The 22,173-nt window shown below is 72.1% G+C and carries 20 protein-coding genes, 1 tRNA gene and 1 pseudogene; 11 read left to right on the top strand and 11 right to left on the bottom strand.

The features are described 5' to 3' along the window. Window positions 1-3 precede the first annotated feature (3 nt). Window positions 4-660 (top strand): TNT domain-containing protein, encoded by a 657-nt coding sequence (locus tag DEI81_RS05465; RefSeq protein ID WP_111009502.1) that lies wholly within the window; start codon window positions 4-6, stop codon window positions 658-660. Window positions 661-697: 37 nt separating this feature from the next. Here DEI81_RS05465 and DEI81_RS05460 read toward each other — a convergent pair whose 3' ends face one another. The 5 genes from DEI81_RS05460 to ptsP form a co-directional block, all read right to left on the bottom strand. Then, a complete protein-coding gene (locus tag DEI81_RS05460) occupies window positions 698-1,639 on the bottom strand; it encodes an NADP-dependent oxidoreductase (protein WP_111009626.1) in 942 nt (313 codons plus the stop codon). Between the two features lie 218 nt (window positions 1,640-1,857). Beyond that, complete coding sequence (locus tag DEI81_RS05455; RefSeq protein WP_111009501.1) at window positions 1,858-3,009, bottom strand: mannitol-1-phosphate 5-dehydrogenase; 1,152 nt, start codon at window positions 3,007-3,009, stop codon at window positions 1,858-1,860. Next, window positions 3,006-3,443: a PTS sugar transporter subunit IIA gene (locus DEI81_RS05450; protein ID WP_111009500.1), complete on the bottom strand. Its 438-nt coding sequence runs from the start codon at window positions 3,441-3,443 to the stop codon at window positions 3,006-3,008. The genes DEI81_RS05455 and DEI81_RS05450 overlap by 4 nt, the downstream gene beginning before the upstream one ends. An 88-nt stretch (window positions 3,444-3,531) precedes the next feature. Further along, entirely contained in the window at window positions 3,532-5,091 is a 1,560-nt protein-coding gene (locus tag DEI81_RS05445; protein ID WP_181435330.1) for a PTS mannitol transporter subunit IICB, read from the bottom strand. Between the two features lie 58 nt (window positions 5,092-5,149). Continuing rightward, on the bottom strand, window positions 5,150-6,805 hold the full coding sequence (gene ptsP, locus DEI81_RS05440) for a phosphoenolpyruvate--protein phosphotransferase (protein ID WP_111009499.1): 1,656 nt from the start codon (window positions 6,803-6,805) through the stop codon (window positions 5,150-5,152). Window positions 6,806-7,032: 227 nt separating this feature from the next. On the opposite strand from ptsP, the gene DEI81_RS05435 reads away from it, so the two are divergent. From DEI81_RS05435 to DEI81_RS05390, 10 genes and pseudogenes are all read left to right on the top strand, one after another. Next, window positions 7,033-7,803: a DeoR/GlpR family DNA-binding transcription regulator gene (locus DEI81_RS05435; RefSeq protein ID WP_111009498.1), complete on the top strand. Its 771-nt coding sequence runs from the start codon at window positions 7,033-7,035 to the stop codon at window positions 7,801-7,803. A gap of 97 nt (window positions 7,804-7,900) precedes the next feature. After that, a complete protein-coding gene (locus DEI81_RS05430) occupies window positions 7,901-8,173 on the top strand; it encodes an HPr family phosphocarrier protein (protein WP_111009497.1) in 273 nt (90 codons plus the stop codon). A 129-nt stretch (window positions 8,174-8,302) separates the two neighbouring features. Then, complete coding sequence (locus DEI81_RS05425; protein WP_111009496.1) at window positions 8,303-9,145, top strand: exodeoxyribonuclease III; 843 nt, start codon at window positions 8,303-8,305, stop codon at window positions 9,143-9,145. Between the two features lie 48 nt (window positions 9,146-9,193). Next, on the top strand, window positions 9,194-10,201 hold the full coding sequence (trpS, locus tag DEI81_RS05420; protein WP_111009495.1) for a tryptophan--tRNA ligase: 1,008 nt from the start codon (window positions 9,194-9,196) through the stop codon (window positions 10,199-10,201). 16 nt (window positions 10,202-10,217) lie between these two features. Further along, window positions 10,218-10,784 (top strand): GNAT family N-acetyltransferase, encoded by a 567-nt coding sequence (locus DEI81_RS05415; protein ID WP_111009494.1) that lies wholly within the window; start codon window positions 10,218-10,220, stop codon window positions 10,782-10,784. An 88-nt stretch (window positions 10,785-10,872) separates the two neighbouring features. Continuing rightward, window positions 10,873-11,871: a bifunctional diaminohydroxyphosphoribosylaminopyrimidine deaminase/5-amino-6-(5-phosphoribosylamino)uracil reductase RibD gene (gene ribD / locus DEI81_RS05410; RefSeq protein ID WP_111009624.1), complete on the top strand. Its 999-nt coding sequence runs from the start codon at window positions 10,873-10,875 to the stop codon at window positions 11,869-11,871. Between the two features lie 29 nt (window positions 11,872-11,900). Continuing rightward, window positions 11,901-12,524, top strand: a pseudogene (gene ribA / locus DEI81_RS05405) (GTP cyclohydrolase II); the annotation flags it as partial. 232 nt (window positions 12,525-12,756) lie between these two features. Continuing rightward, the gene (locus DEI81_RS05400) at window positions 12,757-14,184 is read left to right on the top strand and encodes an MFS transporter (protein ID WP_111009492.1); all 1,428 of its coding nucleotides are present in this window, start codon (window positions 12,757-12,759) and stop codon (window positions 14,182-14,184) included. Between the two features lie 145 nt (window positions 14,185-14,329). Then, a complete protein-coding gene (locus DEI81_RS05395) occupies window positions 14,330-14,545 on the top strand; it encodes a helix-turn-helix domain-containing protein (protein ID WP_111009491.1) in 216 nt (71 codons plus the stop codon). Window positions 14,546-14,594: 49 nt separating this feature from the next. After that, window positions 14,595-16,514 (top strand): ABC transporter ATP-binding protein, encoded by a 1,920-nt coding sequence (locus DEI81_RS05390; protein WP_111009490.1) that lies wholly within the window; start codon window positions 14,595-14,597, stop codon window positions 16,512-16,514. Between the two features lie 15 nt (window positions 16,515-16,529). On the opposite strand, the gene DEI81_RS05385 is transcribed toward DEI81_RS05390, so the two are convergent. The 6 genes from DEI81_RS05385 to DEI81_RS05360 form a co-directional block, all read right to left on the bottom strand. Then, window positions 16,530-18,065 carry an NAD-dependent succinate-semialdehyde dehydrogenase gene (locus tag DEI81_RS05385; protein ID WP_111009489.1) on the bottom strand — a complete coding sequence of 512 codons (1,536 nt, stop codon included), beginning with the start codon at window positions 18,063-18,065 and terminating at the stop codon, window positions 16,530-16,532. Between the two features lie 21 nt (window positions 18,066-18,086). Next, the gene (locus DEI81_RS05380; protein WP_111009488.1) at window positions 18,087-18,704 is read right to left on the bottom strand and encodes an isochorismatase family protein; all 618 of its coding nucleotides are present in this window, start codon (window positions 18,702-18,704) and stop codon (window positions 18,087-18,089) included. Between the two features lie 42 nt (window positions 18,705-18,746). After that, the gene (gene dacB, locus DEI81_RS05375; RefSeq protein ID WP_258368515.1) at window positions 18,747-20,273 is read right to left on the bottom strand and encodes a D-alanyl-D-alanine carboxypeptidase/D-alanyl-D-alanine-endopeptidase; all 1,527 of its coding nucleotides are present in this window, start codon (window positions 20,271-20,273) and stop codon (window positions 18,747-18,749) included. 11 nt (window positions 20,274-20,284) lie between these two features. After that, window positions 20,285-21,304 (bottom strand): Gfo/Idh/MocA family protein, encoded by a 1,020-nt coding sequence (locus tag DEI81_RS05370; protein ID WP_111009487.1) that lies wholly within the window; start codon window positions 21,302-21,304, stop codon window positions 20,285-20,287. Between the two features lie 106 nt (window positions 21,305-21,410). Next, a tRNA-Thr gene (locus tag DEI81_RS05365) sits at window positions 21,411-21,483 on the bottom strand. A 44-nt stretch (window positions 21,484-21,527) separates the two neighbouring features. After that, a complete protein-coding gene (locus tag DEI81_RS05360) occupies window positions 21,528-22,154 on the bottom strand; it encodes a TetR family transcriptional regulator (RefSeq protein WP_111009486.1) in 627 nt (208 codons plus the stop codon). Window positions 22,155-22,173 lie beyond the last annotated feature (19 nt).

Raw genomic sequence — 22,173 nt, 5'->3', positions numbered from 1 at the left:
ACCATGACCTTCGCGGACGTCCGCCCCACGCTCGATCAGCTCGGCTACACCGACCGGTACGTGGTGCTCCCCGGGGAGCACCCGCTCGACGAGCCGGTCGAGGGAGCCCTGCGGATCGTGCCGGTCGACGCCGCGTCGGCGCACGGGCAGGACTGGGCCCTCGAGGTCGTCGACTACGGCAACCCCCGCCGATTGGCCGTGGCCCGCAGTGAGGACGACGCGGTCGAGATGCTCCGGCGGTTCCTCAACCGTCCGTTCCCGCCGGCCCGCGACGTCCGGCAGTCCGAACTCGACGCCCTCCGCGATCGTGCGGGCGCCACGTACCCGCAGCTCGCCGCGCAGGCGCACGGCGCGGGCAACGCGGGCCTGACGATCCAGATCCCAGCCGGGATCCCCGTCGACCGCGTCGGCGGTCCCGACGGTTACCTGCTGCACCCCCTGGACACACCGCTCCCCGCTCGGTCACTGCCGCCGCACGCGATGCAGCGCCCGGACGTGCACCGCTACGTGACGGACCGGCCGTTCCTCGTGAACGTCCGGCTCGTGCAGCCCTGGTTCGACCAGCCCGGCGGTGCGTTGCGGTTCGCGATCGCCGATCCCGGGGTGACGGTGCGCGACCTCGTGGTCGATGGTTCGCTCGTCCGACTCCGGGTCGTCTGACCGCGACCGCCCCGCCGACCGCACCGAGGCGACCTGCTCAGGGGACGAGTGCGAGCTTGCCGCCCGGGTGGCCTTCCTGCAGGAACCGCAGCGCCTCGACGGCGTCGGCGAGCGGCCATGTCCGGGCGACCGGCACGACGAGCTCCCCCGACGCCGCCATGTCCACGAGCTGCTGCCGCACCGAGTCCCGGAAGGCGGCACTCTCGGGCTGCGCACCGCCCACGGCCCGGAAGCCGTCCTGCTGGGCACGACCGTGCGCCGCGATGGTCACGATGCGGTCGCGGTCGGCCACGAGCTCGAGCGACACGTCGACCGCCTCGTCGGTGCCGACACAGTCGATGGCCGCCGCGACACCCTCCGGTGCGAGCGCGCGCACCCGGTCGGCCAACCCCTCGCCGTACGCCACGGGCTCGCCGCCGAACCGCCGTACCGTCTCGGCGTTCGCCTCCGACGCGGTGCCGATCAGGCGGACGCCCCGCTGTCGCGCCTGCTGGAGCACGCTGACCCCGACCGCTCCGGACGCACCGTGCACGAGCACCGTGTCGCCCTCGCCCGGGTGGACGACCCGCAGCACGTCGGCCGCCGTCGTCCCGGCGAGGAACAGGTTCGCCGCCGCGGCATCGTCGAGGGTGTCCGGCGCCGCGAACACATCGTGCGCCGGGACGGTGATGTCCGTCGCGTAGCCGCCGTCGACCCGGAACGCGATGACGCGGTCGCCGGTGCTCCCACCGCCGGACGCGATCGTCGTCCCCGGTCCGATGGCGCTGATGACGCCCGCGACCTCGTACCCGATCCCCATCGGCAACTGGGAGCGGTCGGCGTTCGGACCGCCCTGGGTGTGCTTGTAGTCGGCGGGGTTGACGCCGGCAGCCCGGACGCTGATCGTCACCTCACCCGCGCGGGGCTCCGGCACGGTCGTCTCCACGAACTCGAACACCTCGACGCCGCCGAACTCCGGCGCGATCCACCGCTTGGCCATCCCGGTCCACTCCCGTCCGGTGTCGTCCGTCGGCACCGTCCGCGCCATCCAACGCCCGACGGCTGCACGGCACCCCGGAGCCGGCCTGGAAGCGGGGCGGTCGGCGACCGCCACGGCGCGCTGGGCGCAGACGACACGACGGCCGCCGGCCCGGGAGGGACGGCGGCCGTCGAGCTGGCTCGGTGCGGGCCTGCGTCGGTGCGGGATACGGCTCCGCGTCAGGCGCGGACCGCGGCCACGCGGTCGGTGAACGGTGCGAGGAACGGGTGTCCGGCCTCCAGACCGGTGATCTGCTGCGCGGCGTCCGTGTCCGAGGCATCCGATCGGAGCAGGGCCTGGAGTTCGACACTCTGCTCGTCGTCCGGGACGTCGAAGCGGAGCGCGGCGCCCATGGCGTCGAGCAGCGCGGTCGGCTCGACGCCCTCCTCGGCGAGGGCAGCCCCGGGCGACACGAAGCGCTCGTCGCGCGAGAGCTTGCGGAGCGGCTGCCGCCCGACCCGCGTCACCGTGTCGGGCAGGTGCGGGTTCTCGAAGCGGGCGATGATGGCCGTCACGTAGGCGCGGTGCACCTCGGGGTCGAGCTCGTGCCGACGGACGAGCAGGTCGCTCGTCTCGCCGAGCACGGACTCGAGGGCCGACCGGACCGCGGGGATCGCGATCGCGTCCGAGATCTTGTCCGCACCGGCGAGGTACCCGTGGTAGGCCACGGTCGCGTGCCCGGTGTTGACGGTGAAGAGCTTCCGCTCGATCGACGCGGCGAGCCCGTCGACGTAGTGCGCTCCGGGGATCGTGGGCTCCGTGCCGGCGAACGGCGTGCGGTCGATCGCCCACTCGAAGTAGGTCTCGACGGTGACGTCGAGGCCCGCGTCGGCCGGCTGTGCCGGGACGATGCGGTCGACGGCGGTGTTCGCGAACACCGCCTTGGCGAGCGCCGCGTCCCGCTCGCCCTCGGGCAGTGCGTCGACGATGAACTCGCGGAGGCGGTCGGTCGCGTTGATCGCGTTCTCGCACGCCATCACGGCGAGCGGCGCTGCCTCCGGGTCGCGCTCGACGAGGCCGCGCGCGATGACCGGGGCGATGAACCGGAGCACGGTGGGCCCGACGGCGCAGGTGACGACGTCGGCCGCGGCCACCTCGGCGACCACGCCGGCCTCGTCCTGAGCGCTGTTCACCGCGCGGAAGCCCGTCACGACGTGGTCCTGCGCACCGGCGCCGACCTCGTGCACCGTGTACGAGTCGGCGGCCGCGAGCGCGTCGATGAGCGGCGCGGCGACGTCGGCGAAGACGACCTCGTACCCGGCCTCGTGGAGCAGGAGCCCGACGAAGCCGCGCCCGATGTTGCCGGCACCGAAGTGGAGGGCGACGCTCACTCGTTCACCTCGCCGAGGATCGCCATGATCGCCCCGGCGTCGGGTGCCTCGGTGAGCGCCTGCACCTGGTCCTCGTCCGAGAACACGATCGCGATCTTCGACAGGATGTCGAGGTGCTCGTTGTTGACGCCGGCGATGCCGACGACGAATCGCACCTCGTTGCCGTCCCAGTCGATGGGCGACGCGTAGCGGATGAACGACAGCGCGGACGTCTTGATGGCGTCCTTCGCCTCGTTCGTGCCGTGCGGGATCGCCAGGAAGTTGCCCATGTAGGTGGACACGCTCTTCTCGCGCTCGAGCATGGCGGGGTAGTAGTCCCCCGTGACCGCACCGGCGGCCTCGAGGATGTCGGCCGCCTCCTTCATCGCCTCCGTCTTGGTCGGAGCGGTGTCCTCGGTGTGGATCCGGATCTGGCTCTCCTGCAGGACGGGCATCGGTGGTTCTCCTTGTTCGTGGCTGTGGGGCGGGGGAACGCGTCGTCCGCGTTCCCCCGCCCCGTGGGTGTGGTGCCGTGTGGTGCGGTTACTGCTGCTTCAGCTGGTCGACGACCTGGTCGTACTGGGGCGCGTTCATGAAGTTACCGACCGACACGTGCTGCGCGTTCGGGTTCTTCTGCTTCGCCCGGTCGGTGAGCTCCTCCTGGGTGATGATGAGGTCCTCGTCACCCGAGAGGTTCGCGATCGCCTTGTTGACGACCGTGACGCCCTCGATACCGGCCTTCTTGATCTTGTTCCGCAGGACACTCGCGCCCATGGCACTCGAGCCCATGCCGGCGTCGCAGGCGAACACGACGTTCTGGACGCGCGTGGCGGTGGCGGTGCCCGTCGCGGAACCGACGCCGCCGAAGGACGACTCGGTCTCCTCCTCGTTCGCCGGGGCGTTCGAGCCGAAGATGCCCGCGGTCGCCGCGTTGACGTCGCGGCCCTTGTTCGCCTGCATGCGGGCGAGGGCGTCGCTCATGTCGCCACCACCGGCGGCCAGGTCCCGCTTGCGGGTCGAGATGAGGAAGAAGGACGCGACGGCGCCGGACACGAGCGCCGACAGGACGACGGAGAGGATGACGCCGACGTAGCTGTCCCGCGAGGTGTTGAAGAGCACCGCGAGGATCGAACCGGGCGAGGCCGGGGCGACGAGACCGGACCCGAACGTGACGTTCGTGGCGACACCGGTCGCACCACCGAGGATGACGGCGATGAACAGGATCGGCTTCTGCAGCACGTACGGGAAGTAGATCTCGTGGATGCCACCGAAGAACTGGATGAGGATCGCGCCGGGAGCCGTCGACCGCGCGACGCCGACACCGAAGAAGGTGAAGGCGAGGAGGATGCCGAGACCGGGGCCGGGGTTCGCCTCGAGGAGGAACAGGATCGACTTGCCGGACTGCTGGACCTGCTGCGCGCCGAGCTGGTCGAGCACGCCGTGGTTGATCGCGTTGTTGAGGAAGAAGACCTTCGCCGGCTCGATGATGACGCTCGCGAGCGGCAGCAGGTGCGCGTGCACCAGCCACTCGACGGCGGCACCGAGGCCGTCCGCGATGCGGAGGAAGATCCAGGACAGCCAGAAGAAGCCGACCATGAACAACCCGAAGCCGAGGATGCCGGCCGCGTAGTTGTTCACGAGCATCTCGAAGCCCGGCTTGATCTTGCCGTCCCAGATGCGGTCCACCTGCTTGATGAGGTACGCGCCGAGCGGGCCGCAGATCATCGCGCCGAGGATCATCGTCGTGCCCGACGCGCCGAGGATGACGCCCATGGTGAAGATCGAGCCGACGACCGCACCGCGGATGTCGTAGACCATCCGGCCACCCTGGATCGCGATCGCGAGCGGGATGAGGTAGGTGAGGATCGGGCCGACCACGCCGACGTTCGCGACGCCGTGCGTGGTGCCGAAGCCGCCGAGGACGCCGACGGGAGTCCAGCCGGTCTGGATGAAGAAGGCGGTGATGATGCCCCACGCGATGAAGATCGCGATGTTCGGCATCACCATGCCGGAGAGGAAGGCGCCGAACTTCTGGACGGCGACCCGACCGCCGCCCCGCTTCTGTGCGGGGGCGCCGGTCGCTGCGACGGACGTCGTTGTCATGTGCGTTCTTTCTGGTGTGGGTTCGTGGGAACGGATCGGAGGGAACGGGACGGGGAGGTCAGGCGACGTGCGCCGACGTCGCAGCGGCACGTGCGGCCGCGGCGGACGGGGCGGCGAGCGCGGCCCGGGCCATCTCGCGCGCCTGCTCGAGGGTGTGCTGGCCGAGTTCGGCGCGCACGTCCGCGAGGGCGGCGGGGGTCATGGAGAGCGTGGTGGCGCCGAGACCGACGAGGACGACGGCGAGCAGCGGGTCGGCCGCGGCCTCGCCGCAGATCCCCACGGCCTTGCCCGCGTCGCGCCCGGCAGCACCGAGCTGGGCGACGAGGCGCAACACCGCGGGGTGCCACGGGTCCTGGTAGGAGGCGACGGACCCGAGCAGACGGTCCGCGGCGAGCGTGTACTGCGTCAGGTCGTTCGTGCCGATGGAGACGAAGTCCGCCTGCTGGAACACCTGCTCGGCGAGGAGCGCGAGCGACGGCACCTCGGCCATGACACCCGCGGTCCGGACACCGAGCTCGCGGGCCAGGGACACGAAGTACGCGGTCTCCTCGGCGTCCGCCACCATCGGCGCCATCACCCAGAGGTCCGCCTCGGTCTCGGCGTCGGCCTGGACGAGCGCGGTGAGCTGGTCACGGAGGACCGCCTCGTGGTGTCGCAGCGCCCGGAGGCCACGGCGACCGAGCGCGGGGTTCTCCTCGTCCTGGTCGGTCAGGAACGACAGCGGCTTGTCCGCCCCCGCGTCGAGCGCGCGGACGACGACCTTCTTGCCGGGGAACGCGGACAGCAGCTGCACGTAGGCCTGACGCTGCGCCTCCACGGTCGGTGCGGTCGGCGAGTCGAGGAACAGGAACTCGGTGCGGAACAGGCCGACGCCCTCGGCACCGAGCGCGACGGCGCCCGCGGCATCGGCGGGGTTGCCGAGGTTCGCCAGGAGCGGCACGAGCGTGCCGTCGGCGAGCGCGCCGGGGGTGACCGGTCGGTCGGCCGCGGCGAGACGCTCGGCGATCCGGGCCTCCGTCGCGGTGACGAGGTCGGGATCGGGGTCGGTGACGACCACGCCGGCGGCGGCGTCGACGACGACCGTCTGGCCGTCGACGAGGTCCGCGGCGCCCTCGACGCCGACGATCGCCGTGATGCCCTTCGCCCGGGCGAGGATCGCGGTGTGCGAGGTGGGGCCGCCGTCGCTCGTGACGAGCGCGAGCACCTTGTCGAGGTCGAGCAGGGCGGTGTCCGCCGGGGCGAGGTCGCGCGCGACCAGGACGAACGGGGTGTCCGAGTCGGGCACGCCCGGTGCGGGCACCCCACGGAGCTTCGCGATGATGCGCTGGGACACGTCGCCGAGGTCGGCCGCCCGCTCCCCCATGTAGCCGCCCATCGCGGCGAGGATGTCCTGGAACGCGGCGAACGCGTCGTGCACGGCGCGCTCCGCGTTCGCGCCACCGCTGATCCGGGTGTGGACGTCGTCGAGCAGCGTCGGGTCCTGCGCCATGAGCGCCTGGGCCTCGAGCACGGCCTGGGCGTCGCCACCGGCGAGCGCGCCGCGCTTCGTCAGGTCGTCGGCGACCGCGGCCACGGCCTCGTGCACGGCGGCGTCCGCGGCCTCGACCGGACCGTCGAGCGGTGCCGACGACGGAGCGCCGAGGGGCTCGGGCATGCGCAGCACGGGTCCGAGCGCGACGCCGCGGCCCACCCCGGTTCCGGGCAGTTCGGACATTCGAGACTCCTTCATCTCATCGCGCAGATCAGGCGGTGCGGTGGGGCTGGACGACGGCGCACGGGCGGCGCGCTGCGACGACCATACATCGATTCGGATTGACAAACAAACAAATCCGGGGATAAAAATGCAGAAACAGATGCCCGTTTGCGTCTGACTCCCCCCGCCCCGGCCAACCGGGCCCCGGGGACGTCGGTCGATGCCCGTTTCGCCCACTCCGAGGTCCGATGTACGCACCAGAACGTCACCAGCGCATCGTCGAGCAGGCGCGCGCGCAGGGGCGGGTCGACGTCAAGGACCTCGCCGAACTCCTCGCGGTCACGCCCGAGACGATCCGCCGCGACCTCACGAGCCTCGAACGGCGCGGCCTCGTCCGGCGCGCGCACGGCGGCGCGATCCCGGTCGAGCGGATCACGATCCACGCGGGCGTGGGCGACCGCGGCGGCATCAACACGGCCGAGAAGATGGTGATCGCCGAGGCCGCGCTCGACGAACTGCCCGAGGGCGGCTCGATCATCATCGACGCGGGCACCTCGACCATCTGCCTCGCCGAGATGCTGCCGACCGACCGCGGGCTCACCGTCGTGACGCACTCGCTGCCGGTGGCGATGGCGGTCGCCAACCGGCCCGGGATCGACCTGCACTTCCTCGGCGGGAACATCCGGAGCGACTCCCTCGCGGGCGTCGGCACGTGGACCCACCAGCTCGTCGGCATGGTGAGCGTCGACGTCGCCTTCCTCAGCATCAACGGCATCACACCCGAGCGGGGCCTGACGACGCACAACATGGCGGAGGCCGCCGTGAAGACCGCGCTCATCAAGGCCGCGCGGCGGAGCATCCTGCTCGCCGACCACTCGAAGTTCGGCCGCGAGGAGTTCGGGCGCGTGGCACCGCTCGCCGCGATCGACACGATCATCACCGACCCCGCGGTCAACCTCGACCTCGTGCGCGAGGTCGAGGCCGCCGGCACCGAGGTCTTCTGGCCCGGACGGGACTGACCCGTCGGCCGCGACCGTCCACGGCCACACCGGCCGCGCTCGCTACCATGAGGGCGCATCCACCCGGACCACGCGTCCGATCGAGACAGGAGTTCCGATGTCCGAAGCCACCCGCACCGTCACCGTCGCCAGCGGATCGGGGCTGCACGCGCGGCCCGCTTCGCTGTTCGTGCAGAACGTCACGGCGTCCGGTCACCAGGTCACGATCGCCAAGGGCGACAAGTCGGCCAACGCGGGCAGCATCCTCGGTCTCCTCGGGCTCGGCGTCGAGAACGGCGACGAGGTCACGCTCACGGTCACGGGCGACGACGCCGACGCGACCGCCGACGCACTCGTGACCTTCCTGCAGACCGACCACGACGCGGCCTGACCGCGGCCGCGCGGGCCGCGTCGCGCCACCTGCCGGCCGGGAGGCCCGTGGTGGCGCCGCCACGGACCTCCCGGCAGGGGCGCGCGTCCGGGACGGGCCCCGTCGGAGGCCGCCGCTAGGGTTGGACGCATGACCCGCCTGCGTCTCGCGACCGTCAACGTCAACGGCATCCGCGCCGCGTTCCGCAAGGGCATGGGCGACTGGCTGCAGGGGCGGGACGTCGACGTGCTCGCCCTGCAAGAGGTCCGTGCGTCCACCGACGACCTCCAGGAGCTCCTCGGCGAGGACTGGAACGTCGTGCACGACCCCGCGACGGCGAAGGGCCGCGCGGGCGTGGCGATCGCCTCGCGCGACCGGGCCCGGATCCACCGTGTCGAGCTCGGCCCGGACGACTTCGACTCGGCGGGCCGGTGGCTCGAGGCCGACTACGAGGTCGGCGACGCGGTCGTCACGGTGGTGAGCACCTACGTGCACTCCGGCGAGGCCGACACCCCCAAGCAGGACGAGAAGTGGCGCTTCCTCGACGCGATGGAGCAGCGCCTCCCGGCCCTGCAGCGGCACAACGAGCTCGCGGTCGTCGTCGGCGACCTCAACGTCGGGCACGACGAGCGCGACATCAAGAACTGGAAGGGCAACGTGAAGCGGGCCGGCTTCCTGCCCCGCGAGCGCGCCTACTTCGACCGCTTCCTCGGCGCCGCCGGCGAGCAGGTGGACTGCGTCGACGGCACCACCGGCACCGGGCTCGGATGGGTCGACGTCGGACGGGAGCAGGCCGGCGACGTCCCCGGCCCCTACACGTGGTGGTCGTGGCGCGGCCAGGCGTTCGACAACGACTCCGGTTGGCGCATCGACTACCAGATGGCGACGCCCGCGCTCGCGGCGAAGGTCACGGCGTACGCGGTGGACCGCGCGGCCGCGTACGACCAGCGATGGTCCGACCACACCCCCGTGGTCGTCGACTACGAGGTCTGACCCCCGACTCCCCGGCCCCTCGGCCGCCCACGCAAGGACACCTGCACCATGACGAAGACCCGCTTGTTCTCCGGCATCCAGCCGTCCGCCGGATCGCTCCACCTCGGCAACTACATCGGCGCGCTCATGCAGTGGCGGGACCTGCAGACCACGTACGACGCCATCTACTGCGTCGTCGACATGCACGCGATCACCTCGCCCCAGGACCCGGCCGCCCTGCGCGAGAACACCCGTCGCACGGCCGCGCAGTACATCGCGGCCGGGATCGACCCCGAGCAGTCCACGCTGTTCGTGCAGTCGCACGTCCCCGCGCACGCCGAACTCGCCTGGGTGCTCAACACCATCACCGGCTTCGGCGAGGCGAGCCGGATGACCCAGTTCAAGGACAAGGCCGCACGGCAGGGCACCGAGTCGGCGTCCGTCGGCCTGTTCACGTACCCGATGCTCATGGCCGCCGACATCCTGCTCTACGGGTCCGCGATCGTGCCGGTCGGCGACGACCAGCGCCAGCACGTCGAGCTGACGCGGGACCTCGCGGGCCGCTTCAACTCGCGCTTCGGCGACACGTTCGTCGTGCCCGAGGCCCACATCCTGGCCGAGACCGCACGGATCTACGACCTGCAGACGCCGACGAGCAAGATGAGCAAGTCGGCGGCGACCGACGCGGGTCTCATCCAGTTGCTCGACGACCCGAAGCGCACCGCCAAGAAGATCCGATCGGCCGTCACGGACACCGAGCGCGACGTCCGCGCCGACCGCGAGCACAAGCCGGGCGTGACCAACCTGCTCACGATCCTGTCGGCGTTCACGCGGACCCCGGTCCCGGAGCTCGAGCAGGCCTTCGTGGGCAAGGGTTACGGCGATCTCAAGGGCTCCGTGGCGGACGCCGTCGTGGCCGAGCTCGAGCCGGTCCGCGCGCGGACCCTCGAGCTGCTCGACGACCCGGCCGAGCTCGACCGTCTCCTCGCCGTCGGGGCGGACCGGGCGGAGTCGATCGCCGAGACCACGCTCGCCACCGTCTACGACCGCGTCGGCTTCGTGCCGCGGCACCGCTGACCCGTCCCCGCCGGACGTGCTCCCCGTCACGCTGCGGTCCCCCGTCGCCCGCCTCGACATGCCGACGCGGGCGGACGCACCCGCGATCACCGAGGCATGCCAGGACGCCGAGATCGCGCGCTGGACGACGATCCCGATGCCGTACGGGCCGCGTGACGCCCATGCCTTCGTCGACGCCCTGGTCGGCCCGGGCTGGGCGTCCGACCGCGAGTACACGTGGGCGATCCGCCGGCCGTCGAGCACGTGGCTCGAGGGCGTCGTGGCGTTCCGGCCCGCGCACCGCGACATCGGCTTCTGGCTCGCGCCCTCGGCGCGCGGGCACGGACTCATGGCCGAGGCCGTGCGGCTCGTGACCGGGTGGGCGTTCGAGCAGGGCCACGAGGACGTGTACTGGGAGTGCTTCGTCGGCAACCGGGCGTCGGCCGCGGTGGCGCGACGGGCGGGGTTCGCCTACACCGGGACCGGTCCCGGGCTCATCCCCGGCCGTGACGGCACCCCCGTGACCTGCTGGAAGGGACTGCTCCGAGCGGACGGCCGATCGGCCTCGGACCTGCCATGGCCCGCGGCCGCGCTCGACGCCTGACGCCCGGCCGGCGGCCGGGAGCCTCGCTATGCTCGACCGGGTGAGCACCGCGCCCTCCGGACCCGTCTCCCCGGCCGAGGAGCGGGCCATGCGCCGCGCGCTCGAACTCGCGGCCGAGGGCCCGCGCGTCGGCGACCACGCGCGCGTCGGCGCCGTCGTCCTGGCGCCGGACGGCTCCGTGCTCGCCGAGGGACACCACCGTGGTGCGGGCACGCCCCACGCCGAGGTCGACGCACTGTCGGCGCTCCCGCCGGGCGCGGCCCGTGGTGCGACGATGGTGGTCACGCTCGAGCCGTGCGACCACGTCGGCCGCACCGGACCGTGCTCGGTCGCTCTGCTCGACGCCGGGGTGACCCGCGTCGTGTACGCGATCGACGACCCGGGCGAGCACGCGCACGGCGGTGCCGCGCGCCTCCGCGCCGCGGGCGTCGACGTCGTGTCCGGGCTCCTCGCGGACGAGGCCGAGTCGTTCCTCGAGCGCTGGCTGCTCTCGGTCCGACTCGGCCGGCCCTGGGTGACGGTGAAGTGGGCCATGAGCCTCGACGGCCGAGCCGCGGCGGCGGACGGCTCGAGCAAGTGGATCACCGGGGCGGCCGCGCGGCAGCACGTCCACGAGCAGCGTGCGGACCACGATGCGCTGCTCGTCGGTACCGGTACCGTGCTCGCCGACGATCCGAGCCTCACCGCGCGGGGCGACGCGGGCGAGCTCATGCCGGTGCAGCCCCTGCCCGTCGTGGTCGGTGACCGCGCGGTGCCGGACGACGCCGCACTGCGTCGCCATCCCCGCGGCTTCCGCGCGGTTCCGGGCCACGACCTCGAGGCAGTGCTGCGCTCCCTCCGCCCCCTCGGGGTGCACACCGTCTTCGCGGAGGGCGGTCCGACGGTCGCGAGCGCCCTCATCCGGCACGGCCTCGCCGACGAACTGCTGGTGTACACGGCGCCGGTCCTGCTCGGCGGTCCACGGACGGCCCTCGACGACCTCGGCGTGGGAAGCATGGACGACCGCCTGCGGTTGACCATCGCATCGTCCACGGAACTCGGCCCGGACCTGCTGTTCCGGGCCCGCATCGACCGGAGCACCACATGAGCGACGCGCTGACCTCCCCCACACCGGGCAGTCCCGTGCGGTTCGAGGTCGCCACCACCGTCCCGACCGTCCACGGCCGGTTCGAGATGCGCGCGTACCGGGACCTCGTGACCGGGGCAGACCACGTCGCCGTCATCGCGCGCGACCGCACCGGGAACGCCCCGACCGACGGAGCGCTCGTTCGGGTGCACTCGGAGTGCCTGACCGGCGAGGCCTTCGGGTCGCTCAAGTGCGAGTGCGGCCCGCAGCTCGACGCCGCGCTCGACACCATCGCCGCCGAGGGCGGGGTCGTGGTCTACCTGCGGGGGCAGGAGGGCCGCGGCATCGGGCTCATCGACAAGCTCCGCGCCTACCGGCTGCAGGAGGACGGGCTCGACACGCTCGACGCGAACCTCGCGCTCGGCCTGCCCGCGGACGCGCGTGAGTACGGCGGGGCCGCGGGGATCCTCACGGACCTCGGGATCACCCACATCCGGCTGCTGTCGAACAACCCCGAGAAGCGCCGGCAGCTCGAGGAGCACGGGATCGTCGTCGACGAGCTCGTGCCGCTCGTGGTCGGTGTCTCGGCCGAGAACGCCGGCTACCTCGACACGAAGCGCGACCGGATGGGACACGCCCTCCCCGCGCATCTCGAGGCGGACCTCCCCGGCTGATCGGTCGGGCGGCGGAGCGCCATCCGGCGCCGCGGCGTTGGTATCCCACGCTCTGGGCGGATTCGCAGGTTCGACGACGAGCACGTAGACTGTGTGGACCGTCACGAGCGGTACCTCGACGAACGCATCCGACCGGTGTCCGCGCCCACCTGCGCGAACCGGTCGTCGACCCGACGTTCGTGTCCGCACCGCACCCGTCCCGGGTGCTCCCCTCGGAGTCCGACGCGCAACCATGTCCGCACCCGCTCCGGCGACGTCCGTCGCCGCACCCACCACCAACCCGCGCTCCCGTGTGGTGATCGCCAGCCTCGTCGGCACGTCGATCGAGTTCTACGACTTCTACGTCTACGCGACCGCCGCGGTCCTCGTGTTCCCCAGCCTGTTCTTCCCGAACGAGAGCGCGGTCGCCTCGCAGCTGTCGTCGTTCGTGACGTTCGCGCTGGCGTTCTTCGCACGCCCGGTCGGATCGATCATCTTCGGCCACTTCGGTGACCGCATCGGCCGGAAGACCACGCTGGTCGCCTCCCTCCTCGTGATGGGGAGCGCGACGTTCCTCATCGGCGTCCTGCCGACGTTCGCGCAGATCGGTGTCTGGGCGCCGGTCCTCCTCGCCGTCATGCGGTTCTGCCAGGGTGTCGGCCTCGGGGGCGAGTGGAGCGGGGCGGCGCTCCTGGCGACCGAGAACGCGCCGTCGGGCCGCCGGGGCGTCTTCGGGTCGCTCCCCCAGCTCGGCGCGCCGATCGGGTTCCTCATCGCCAACGGCGTCTTCATCGTGCTCAACGCGCTCATGCCGGCCGCGGCGGGACAGGCGGCGTCGCCCGCGTTCCAGTCCTTCGGCTGGCGGATCCCGTTCCTCCTCAGCGCCGTGCTCGTGGTCATCGGACTCTACGTCCGGTTCAAGCTCATCGAGTCGCCGGTGTTCACGGGGGTCGTGGAATCGGGCGCGGTCGCCAAGGTGCCGCTCGGCCGTGTGTTCCGCACGTCCTGGCGTGCGGTCGTCGTCGGGACGTTCGGGATGGTCGCGACGTACGTGCTGTTCTACTTCATGACGACGTTCACGCTGACGTACGGCACGGCGCCGTCCACCGTGACCGCCGGTGCGAAGATCGGGCTCGGGTACCCGCGGGGCGAGTTCCTCGGCCTCCTCATGATCGGCGTCGTCTTCTTCGGGATCTTCACGCCGATCGCCGGCATGCTCGCGGACCGCTTCGGGCGCCGCCCGACGCTCATCCTGACGACGATCGGTATCGTGCTGTTCGGCCTGACGTTCCAGTTCTGGTTCGCGTCCGCGCACGGGCCGCTCGGCACGGTGACGTTCCTCGTCGTCGGACTCTCGCTCATGGGCCTGACGTTCGGTCCGATGGGTGCGCTCCTGCCCGAGCTGTTCCCCGCGAACGTCCGGTACACGGGCTCGGCCGTCGCCTACAACGTCGCGAGCATCCTCGGCGCCTCACTCGCCCCGACCGTCGCGATCGCCCTGTGGAGCGCCAAGGGGAACATCTTCCTCGTCGGGCTCTACCTGACGGGAGCGGCGGTGGTCACGCTCGTCGCGCTGTTCTTCGTCCGCGAGACCCGCGGGAGCGACTTCGACCGCACGGACGGCACCGTCGGCGCCGGCACGACAGAGGGGACCACCAGCGCGGGGAGCCTCGCTCCCTGACGCGGGCCACCGCCAGCACGACGGGCGCTCGCCGACCGACCGGGAGGACCGGCACCGGTCGACGGGCGCCCGTCGCCGTGGCGCGGACGGGCGCCTCCGTCAACGCGGGTTGACATGCTGCGAGTGTCAATGTAGGTTGACACCCATGGACAGCGGCACGATCACCGCGCTCGCGGCCGACGCCGGCGACGACGACCCGTTCACGGCCCTCGGTGCCGTGCGGGACCTCCGTCGCGAGGTCGACCGGGTCGAGGCGATCGCCGCCCGTCGCGCACGCAACGCCGGAGCCTCGTGGCAGGAGATCGCCACGCTCCTCGGCGTGAGCCGTCAGGCCGTGCACAAGAAGTACGGCCGCTGCTGACGCGACCTCCGTCACGGGCATGCGCCCGGCACCATCCGAGAAGGAACCGATGAGCAATCCCCTGGCCCGACGCGGCCGCAAGCAGCCGGACGGACCCCGCGCGACCTTCCGTTCGCTGCTCCCGTACCTGTTCGAGAACCGCCCGGTGATGGTGTTCATCGTCGTGCTCAGCGTGCTCGGCTCGGCTGCGTCGCTCGCACAGCCCCTGCTCGTGAACCAGGTGATCCAGGCCGTCGAGGCGGGGCACACCCTGACCCTGCTCGTCGTCGCGCTCGCGGCGATGGTCGTCGTCGCGGGGCTCATCAACGGTTTCCAGCACTTCATGCTCCAGCGGGCGGGCGAGGGCGTCGTGCTGTCGAGCCGGCGGCGCCTCGTCGCGCGGATCCTGTCCCTCCCGATCTCCGAGTTCGACGTCCGCCGCACGGGTGACCTCGTGTCCCGCGTCGGCAGCGACACGACGCTCCTCCGCGCGGTCCTGACCCAGGGACTCGTCGAAGCGATCGGGGGCGCCCTGACCTTCATCGGCGCCGTCGTGGGCATGGCGATCATCGACCCGCTCCTGCTCGGACTCACCGCCATCGTGATCGCCGTCTCGATCGTCGTCGTCGGCGTGCTGTCGCGCCGGATCCGCGCCGCGAGCAAGGCCGCGCAGGAGAAGGTGGGCGACCTGACGGCCGCGGTGGAGCGCGGCATCAGCGCCGTCCGCACGATCCGAGCCGCGGGTGCCACCGAACGCGAGGTCACGGAGATCGACGGCCACGCCTCGGAGGCCTACCGCCGCGGTCTGGACATCGCGCGGATGTCGGCGTTCGTCGTCCCGGTCGCGAGCATCGCCATGCAGCTCTCGTTCATCGTCGTGATCGGCGTCGGCGGAGGACAGGTCGCCGCGGGCAGCATCCAGGTCGCCACCCTCGTGACGTTCATCCTGCTGCTGTTCATGATGATCATGCCGCTCGGTCAGGCGTTCGGTGCGGCGGTCGCGGTCAATCAAGCCCTCGGGGCCCTCGGCCGCATCCAGGAGATCCTCGACCTGCCCACCGAGGACCAGGACGACCACGCCGCCCTCCCGGCCCCCGCGGTCGCCACGGACGACGCCATCACCTTCGAGCACGTGTCCTTCCACTACCGCGAGGCCGCCGTCCGCGCGGTGACGGAGGCGGACGGCACGGTCCCGGGAACCGCTGCCGCCGTGGCGGTCCCCGCGGTCGACGGGGCGAACGCGCGGGGCCTGCCGGGCGCGCGCACCGCCTCCCGGCCGGACGGCGACACGACCGGCACGGCCAGTGACCCGACCGTCCTGCACGACGTGTCGTTCGGCGTACGGCGCGGCACGCGCGTCGCGCTCGTCGGGCCCTCCGGTGCCGGCAAGAGCACGACGCTCGCCCTCATCGAGCGCTTCTACGACCCGACCGACGGCGTCGTCCGGCTCGGCGGGATCGACGTCCGCGGGCTCGACCGTGCCGAGCTCCGCAGCCAGATCGGGTACGTCGAACAGGACGCCCCCGTGCTCGCGGGGACGATCCGGGCGAACCTGCTGCTCGGCAAGCCCGAGGCGACCGAAGCCGAGTGCGTGCGCGTCCTCGAGGCCGTCAACCTGTCCGACGTGCTCGAGCGCGACGAACGCGGGCTCGACGCCCAGGTCGGCGAGGACGGCGTCATGCTGTCCGGCGGCGAACGCCAGCGGCTCGCGATCGCCCGCGCGCTCCTCGCCGCACCGCCGATCCTGCTGCTCGACGAGTCGACGTCGAGCCTCGACGGCATCAACGAGCAGCGGATGCGGGCCGCGATCGACGCGGTGGCCGAGGACCGCACGCTCCTCGTGATCGCGCACCGGCTCTCCACCGTCGTCGACTCCGACCACATCGTCGTGCTCGAGCAGGGCCGCGTCGTCGGTCAGGGCACCCACTCGGAACTCGTGCAGACGACGCCGCTCTACCGGGACCTGGCGAAGCACCAGCTCCTGGTCTGAGGGGTTCCCGGACGGTCAGGGCGCGGCGAACGGATCCGGCGTCAGGACGTACACGGTCTCGAGGTACTCCTCGAGACCGTCGTGGGCACCCTCACGCCCGAGCCCCGACGCCTTGACACCACCGAACGGTGCCGCCGCGTTCGAGACGACACCCGTGTTCAACCCGACCATGCCCGACTCGAGCCGCTCCGCCATGCGCTGGCCGCGCGCGAGGTCCTTCGTGAACACGTACGAGACGAGACCGTACTCGGTGTCGTTCGCCAGCCGGACGGCCTCGGCCTCGGTGTCGAACCGGGTGATCGCCACGACCGGCCCGAAGATCTCGGTCGACAGGATCGCGGACCCGGGCTGGACCGTGTCGAGCACCGTCGGGGCGTAGTAGGTCCCCGGACGGTCCACGCGCTCCCCGCCGAGCACGAGGGTCGCCCCGCGATCGACGGCGTCCGCGACGAGTCGCGCCGCCTTGTCGACCGAGCGCTCGTCGATGAGCGGCCCCATGGTCGTGCCGTCCTCGGTCCCGCGGCCGATGCGGAACCCGCGGACGCGGTCGGTGAGCGCCGTGACGAAGGCATCGGCGATCCCGGCCTGCACGAAGAAGCGGTTCGCCGCCGTGCAGGCCTCGCCCACGTTGCGGAACTTCGCTGCCATCGCCGCGGACACGGCGGTCTCGAGGTCCGCGTCGTCGAACACCACGAGTGGCGCGTTGCCGCCGAGCTCCATGCTCGTCCGGAGCACGTTGTCCGCCGCCAGCTTGAGCAGTGCCGAGCCGACGGGCGTGGACCCGGTGAACGTGAGCTTCCGGAGTCGCGGATCGGCGATGAGCGGCCCCGACTGCGCCGGGGCGTCCGACGTCGGCACGACACCGAGCACCCCGGCAGGCAGCCCGGCCTCGGCGAACAGCCGCGCGAGGTACAGGGTCGTCAGGGGTGTGAGGTCAGCGGGTTTGACGACGATCGTGCAGCCCGCCGCGAGCGCCGGCCCGATCTTCCGCGTCGCCATCGCCAGGGGGAAGTTCCACGGCGTGATCGCGTAGACCGGGCCGACCGGGCGCTTCAGGACGATCGCGCGACCCGTGCCCTCCGGGTTCGTGCCGTAGGAGCCACCGATGCGCACGGCCTCCTCGCTGAACCACCGGAGGAACTCGGCGCCGTACACGACCTCGCCGCGCGCCTCGGCCAGGGGTTTGCCCATCTCGAGCGACATCAGCCGCGCGAGGTCCTCGGCGTGCTCGTGCACCAGGTCGAACGTGCGACGGAGCACGTCGGAGCGCCCCCGGGGCGAGGTCGCAGCCCAGGCGTCCTGCGCGACCACCGCGGCGTCGAGGGCCGCCATCGCGTCCTCGGGGGTGGCATCGGCCACTGCGGCGATGACGGCGCCCGTCGACGGGTCGCGGACGTCGAAGGTCCGGCCGGACGACGAGGCACGCCATCCGCCCGCGATGAACAGGCCCGTCGGCACGTCCGTCACCCGGACGACGCCGTCGTCGATCGTGGTCGTGGGGGCGGTCGTGGCCGTGGTCGTGCGCGCGGTCGTGGCCGTGCCGTCGCTCATGCTCGTCTCCTCGGGGTCGCGTCAGATCTGGGCACCGTCGGTGCGCTCGAGTCCCTCCCCGACGTCGCTCCGACCGACGTGCCCACCGGCCGCGCGGATCTCGTCGAGCGCGGCCGCGCTCGGTCCGGACGCGACCCCGGCGATGAGGTCCTCGAACACGAAGACGTCGAGGCCGGCTCGGGCACCGTCGAGGGCGGTCGCTCGGACGCAGTGATCCGTCGCGATGCCGACGACGTCGAGCGCGTGCACCTTCCGGTCGTACAGCAGGTCGACGAGCCCCCGGCCCTGGTCGTCGACGCCCTCGAACGCGGAGTACGCCGGCTCCCCCATGCCCTTCCGCACGTGGATGTCGACCGGTGCGGTGTCGAGGTCCGGGTGGTACTCGGCCCCGAAGGTGTCCGCCACGCAGTGCACCGGCCACGTCGTGACGTAGTCCGGATCCCCCGACGCGAAGTGACCGCCGTTGTCGTCGTCGCCGTGGTGCCAGTCGCGCGAGGCGACGATGACGTCGTAGTCGCCCGCGTGTCGCCCGAGGAAGGTCGTGATGCGCGCGGCCGTCGCAGCACCCCCGTCCACACCGAGGGCGCCGCCCTCGGTGAAGTCGTTCTGGACGTCCACGATCACGAGCGCTCTGGTCATGCGTCCATCCTGTCCCCTGCCGCCGTCTGCGGCCGCACACGGTCAGGTGTTCGCGAGCTTGCCGCCGCATCGGTAGACCGCAGCGGTGATCGCGTCGAGCGCCGGCAACGCGGCGGCCCGCGACGACCCGAGCGCGTAGAACGCGAAGGTCAGCCGCGTGCCGTCCGCGGCGTCCATGTACCCGCCGAGTGTGTTCGCGGTGTCGATCCATCCCGTCTTGGCGTGCACCTTGCCGGCGGCGACCGCGTTCGCCCCCGTGAAGCGGCCGGCGAGCGTCCCGGTCCGACCGGCGATCGGCAGCGACTGCGCCAGCACGCCGAGGCCCTTCTGCCCGCCCGCGACCTGCACCATGAGCTTCGCGACGAGCGCTGGTGCGACGGCGTTCGAGGCGCTCTCGCCCGAGCCGTCCCTGATCGTGATCGCCGAGGCGTCGATGCCGTAGGTCGACAGGGCCGCGCGGTACACGCCGGTCAGCGATGCCGCTGAGCCGTTCGACCCCGACACCTTCGACGAGATCCGGGCGAGCATCTCGGCGAGCGTGTTGTCGGAGTTCGGGATCATCTGCCCGATCAGGGTCGACACCGGCTGCGACTGCACCTCGGCGATGGTCGTCGTGCCCGTGGTGGCACGCTTCGTGATCGTCGCCGACGCCGCACCGACCACGCCCGCGTTCGCCAGGGCGGTGCGGAACATCGCGCCAGCGCGGCCGACGGGATCGGTCGACCGGGGGGAGGTCGCGAGACCGGGACTGGCGCGGTCACCGTCCACCATGAGCGCGGTGATCTCCGGCTGGTAACCGATGGTCCGCTCGGTGACCGGCCACGTCGGGTCCCACGCGTCCGCGTCGTTCCAGTACGTGTCGTCGGTGACGATCGTCGTCACGGGCGTGCTGCCGAGCGTCGTCTTGACCTGTTGCGCCAACTGCGCGAGCGTCGGGGCCCCCGGGTAGACGGTGGCCCCGCCCGCCGAGAGGGTCGGGTCACCGTGGCCGACGATCGCGACGGTGCCGCCACCCTCGGAGACCACCGTGGTCGGGATGCGGTAGCCCGCTCCGAGGTCGGCGAGCGCCGTCGCGGTCGTGAGCGTCTTCATGACGCTCCCCGTCCGTGCGGGCGTGCCGCCGCTCCGGTCGAACAGGGTCTCGCCCGTCGCGGCGTCGACGACGACGCCCTCGAACTGACCGAGACCAGCGGCGGAGGCCGCCCCTGCGACCGAGCACGTCCCGATCGCCGTCGGACCGGCGGGGTCGGTCGGCACCGGTCGGGCGGCCACCGTCGGCGTCGGCGTCGGTGTCGCCGACCGCGTCGCCGGAGGCCCGGACCGGGAGGCGCCACTCGCCGCCGTCACGCCGGTCACGGGCCTCCCGGCGCCGGGTGTCGTCGCCGCCGCGATCGCGGCGGCGCCACCGGACCCGAGCACGAGGACCGCGACGAAGGCGCCGACCGCCCACGGCATCGGGCGTCGCGCGACCGCACCGCGGAGGCGCGTCAAGGCCGCGCGCCCACCGTGCGGGGCGTCGGCGGCGGGGACGTGGTCGGCGTGGTTCGGCGCGTCGAGGTCGTCGGACATCGCCGACGATTCTACGGGTGGGTCGGCTCCGCGCCAGTGTCGGTGGCGTCGTCCGTCTCGCCCGGGTAGCGCACGCCGACCTGCCGACGCGCCTCGTCCATGACCTCCATGATCGCGACGGTCTGCTCGATCGGCATCGGTCCGCCCTCGTGGTCACCCGACGCGATCATCTCCTCGAACGCCCGCGCCTCGTGGTGGTAGCCGACGCGGTCCTCACGCCCGTCGAACTCCTCGAGCACGTGGCCGTCCCGATCGCGCAGCCGGTAGGTCGTCGGGCCGATCCACGACGGGTCGAGGTCGATCCGCCCTTCGTCCCCGATGATCGACGCCGCGTTCGGGCTGCGCAGGTCGAGCGCGAAGTGCAGCACCGACTGCGCGCCGTCCGGGTGCCCGAGCACGAGCCCCATCTGCGTGTCCACACCTTGATCGCTCAAGGACCCCACCGCCGCGACCGTCTCCGGCACGCCGAGCGCGTCGACCGCGAACGCCAGCGGGTAGACGCCGAGATCGAGCAGCGCACCGCCGGCCAGCGCCGGGTCGTTCAGCCGGTGCCGCGGGTCCGTCGGCAGGGCCTGGTGGTGCGTCGCCTCGACGAGACGAGGCCGTCCGATGCGACCCTCGTGCACGAGCTGGCGGATCCGGCTCGCCTGCGGCAGGAACCGCGTCCACATCGCCTCGACGACGAGGACCCCGGCGGCTCGTGCCGCGTCCACCACCCGTCGCGCCTCCGCCGCGTTCACCGTGAACGCCTTCTCCACCAGCACGTGCTTGCCCGCCTCGATCGCCCGCAGGGCGTCCTCGGCGTGTGCCGAGTGCGGGGTCGCGACGTACACCGCGTCGACGGTGTCGTCGGCGACCAGGGCGTCGTAGTCGCCGTGGGCGTGCTCGATGCCGTACTCGTCCGCGAACGCCTGCGCTCGGTCCCGCGTCCGCGACCCCACCGCGGTGAAGCGCACCCCGAGCGCCGCGCCGTCCTCCACGAAGGAGCGAGCGATGCCGCCCGTCCCGATCACGCCCCAGCGAACCGTCATGGTCCCTGTCTACCGGGACCGCGACGGACGTGTGCGCAGCGCGCCGCGGACCACCGCTCACGACGAAGAGGCCCACACCCCGACGTGGGGATGTGGGCCTCGATCGAGCCGCCTGTCGGAATCGAACCGACGACCTATTCATTACGAGTGAATCGCTCTGCCGACTGAGCTAAGGCGGCGGACGCTCCGGATCCGGAGCGGCACGGGTGTCAACTGTAGCGGATCAGGCGGGTGTGCGCGAAACGAGCACGGCGAGGTCCGCGAACGCGGTCTCGATGCTGTCCACCAGGGTCGCGTCCTCGTCCGCCGACCACTGCGACCACGCCTGCCGCACCGCCGCGAGTGCGACGAACGCCACGAGCGTCGAGCGCCGAGCGAGCACGACCGGGTCGCCATCGGGGTGGTCACGCAGGAGCCGTCGTTCCACGACCGCCGAGAGCTGCGCCTGGAACTCCTTCATCGACGCCATGCGCTGACTGAAGAGCTGGGGGTGCTCCTTGAACAGGCGCTGCCGCTCCGGCAGCAGCTCGCGGTCGGCGATGAGTTCCTGCGTCGAGTGGATCAGGAGCGAGCCGACGTCCGACAGCAACGAGCCGGTCGGACCGCCAGCCGCGAACTCAACCAGGATCGCATCGTCGGGTAATGAGGGATCGTCACCCTGGAGCGCTTGCTCCTTGTTCGGGAAGTAGTTGAAGAACGTGCGTGGCGAGACGTCCGCGCGCCGCGAGATCTCGTCGACGGTCACCGCGGCGAGGCCCTGCTCGAGCGCGATCCGGATCGCCGCCTGCTGGATGGCCAGATGGGTCGCCCGACGCTTGCGTTCGCGCAGGCCCGGCTCGGTGTCGCTCATCGTCTGATCATCCCAGAGG

Origin of the sequence: Curtobacterium sp. MCBD17_013, assembly GCF_003234565.1 — a bacterium.
Lineage (GTDB): Bacteria > Actinomycetota > Actinomycetes > Actinomycetales > Microbacteriaceae > Curtobacterium.
The sequence above is the reverse complement of the archived record's forward strand: the minus strand, read 5'-3'. Positions and strand labels throughout refer to the sequence as shown.

Excerpts from the sequence above, each read along its gene's own strand:
- DEI81_RS05465 (WP_111009502.1), top strand. The coding sequence starts at position 4 with ATGACCTTCGCGGACGTCCGCCCCACGCTCGATCAGCTCGGCTACACC.
- DEI81_RS05460 (WP_111009626.1), bottom strand. The coding sequence starts at position 1,639 with ATGGCCAAGCGGTGGATCGCGCCGGAGTTCGGCGGCGTCGAGGTGTTC.
- DEI81_RS05450 (WP_111009500.1), bottom strand. The coding sequence starts at position 3,443 with ATGCCCGTCCTGCAGGAGAGCCAGATCCGGATCCACACCGAGGACACC.
- DEI81_RS05445 (WP_181435330.1), bottom strand. The coding sequence starts at position 5,091 with ATGACAACGACGTCCGTCGCAGCGACCGGCGCCCCCGCACAGAAGCGG.
- ptsP (WP_111009499.1), bottom strand. The coding sequence starts at position 6,805 with ATGTCCGAACTGCCCGGAACCGGGGTGGGCCGCGGCGTCGCGCTCGGA.
- DEI81_RS05435 (WP_111009498.1), top strand. The coding sequence starts at position 7,033 with ATGTACGCACCAGAACGTCACCAGCGCATCGTCGAGCAGGCGCGCGCG.
- DEI81_RS05430 (WP_111009497.1), top strand. The coding sequence starts at position 7,901 with ATGTCCGAAGCCACCCGCACCGTCACCGTCGCCAGCGGATCGGGGCTG.
- DEI81_RS05425 (WP_111009496.1), top strand. The coding sequence starts at position 8,303 with ATGACCCGCCTGCGTCTCGCGACCGTCAACGTCAACGGCATCCGCGCC.
- trpS (WP_111009495.1), top strand. The coding sequence starts at position 9,194 with ATGACGAAGACCCGCTTGTTCTCCGGCATCCAGCCGTCCGCCGGATCG.
- ribD (WP_111009624.1), top strand. The coding sequence starts at position 10,873 with ATGCGCCGCGCGCTCGAACTCGCGGCCGAGGGCCCGCGCGTCGGCGAC.
- DEI81_RS05400 (WP_111009492.1), top strand. The coding sequence starts at position 12,757 with ATGTCCGCACCCGCTCCGGCGACGTCCGTCGCCGCACCCACCACCAAC.
- DEI81_RS05395 (WP_111009491.1), top strand. The coding sequence starts at position 14,330 with ATGGACAGCGGCACGATCACCGCGCTCGCGGCCGACGCCGGCGACGAC.
- DEI81_RS05390 (WP_111009490.1), top strand. The coding sequence starts at position 14,595 with ATGAGCAATCCCCTGGCCCGACGCGGCCGCAAGCAGCCGGACGGACCC.
- DEI81_RS05385 (WP_111009489.1), bottom strand. The coding sequence starts at position 18,065 with ATGAGCGACGGCACGGCCACGACCGCGCGCACGACCACGGCCACGACC.
- DEI81_RS05380 (WP_111009488.1), bottom strand. The coding sequence starts at position 18,704 with ATGACCAGAGCGCTCGTGATCGTGGACGTCCAGAACGACTTCACCGAG.
- dacB (WP_258368515.1), bottom strand. The coding sequence starts at position 20,273 with ATGTCCGACGACCTCGACGCGCCGAACCACGCCGACCACGTCCCCGCC.
- DEI81_RS05370 (WP_111009487.1), bottom strand. The coding sequence starts at position 21,304 with ATGACGGTTCGCTGGGGCGTGATCGGGACGGGCGGCATCGCTCGCTCC.
- DEI81_RS05360 (WP_111009486.1), bottom strand. The coding sequence starts at position 22,154 with ATGAGCGACACCGAGCCGGGCCTGCGCGAACGCAAGCGTCGGGCGACC.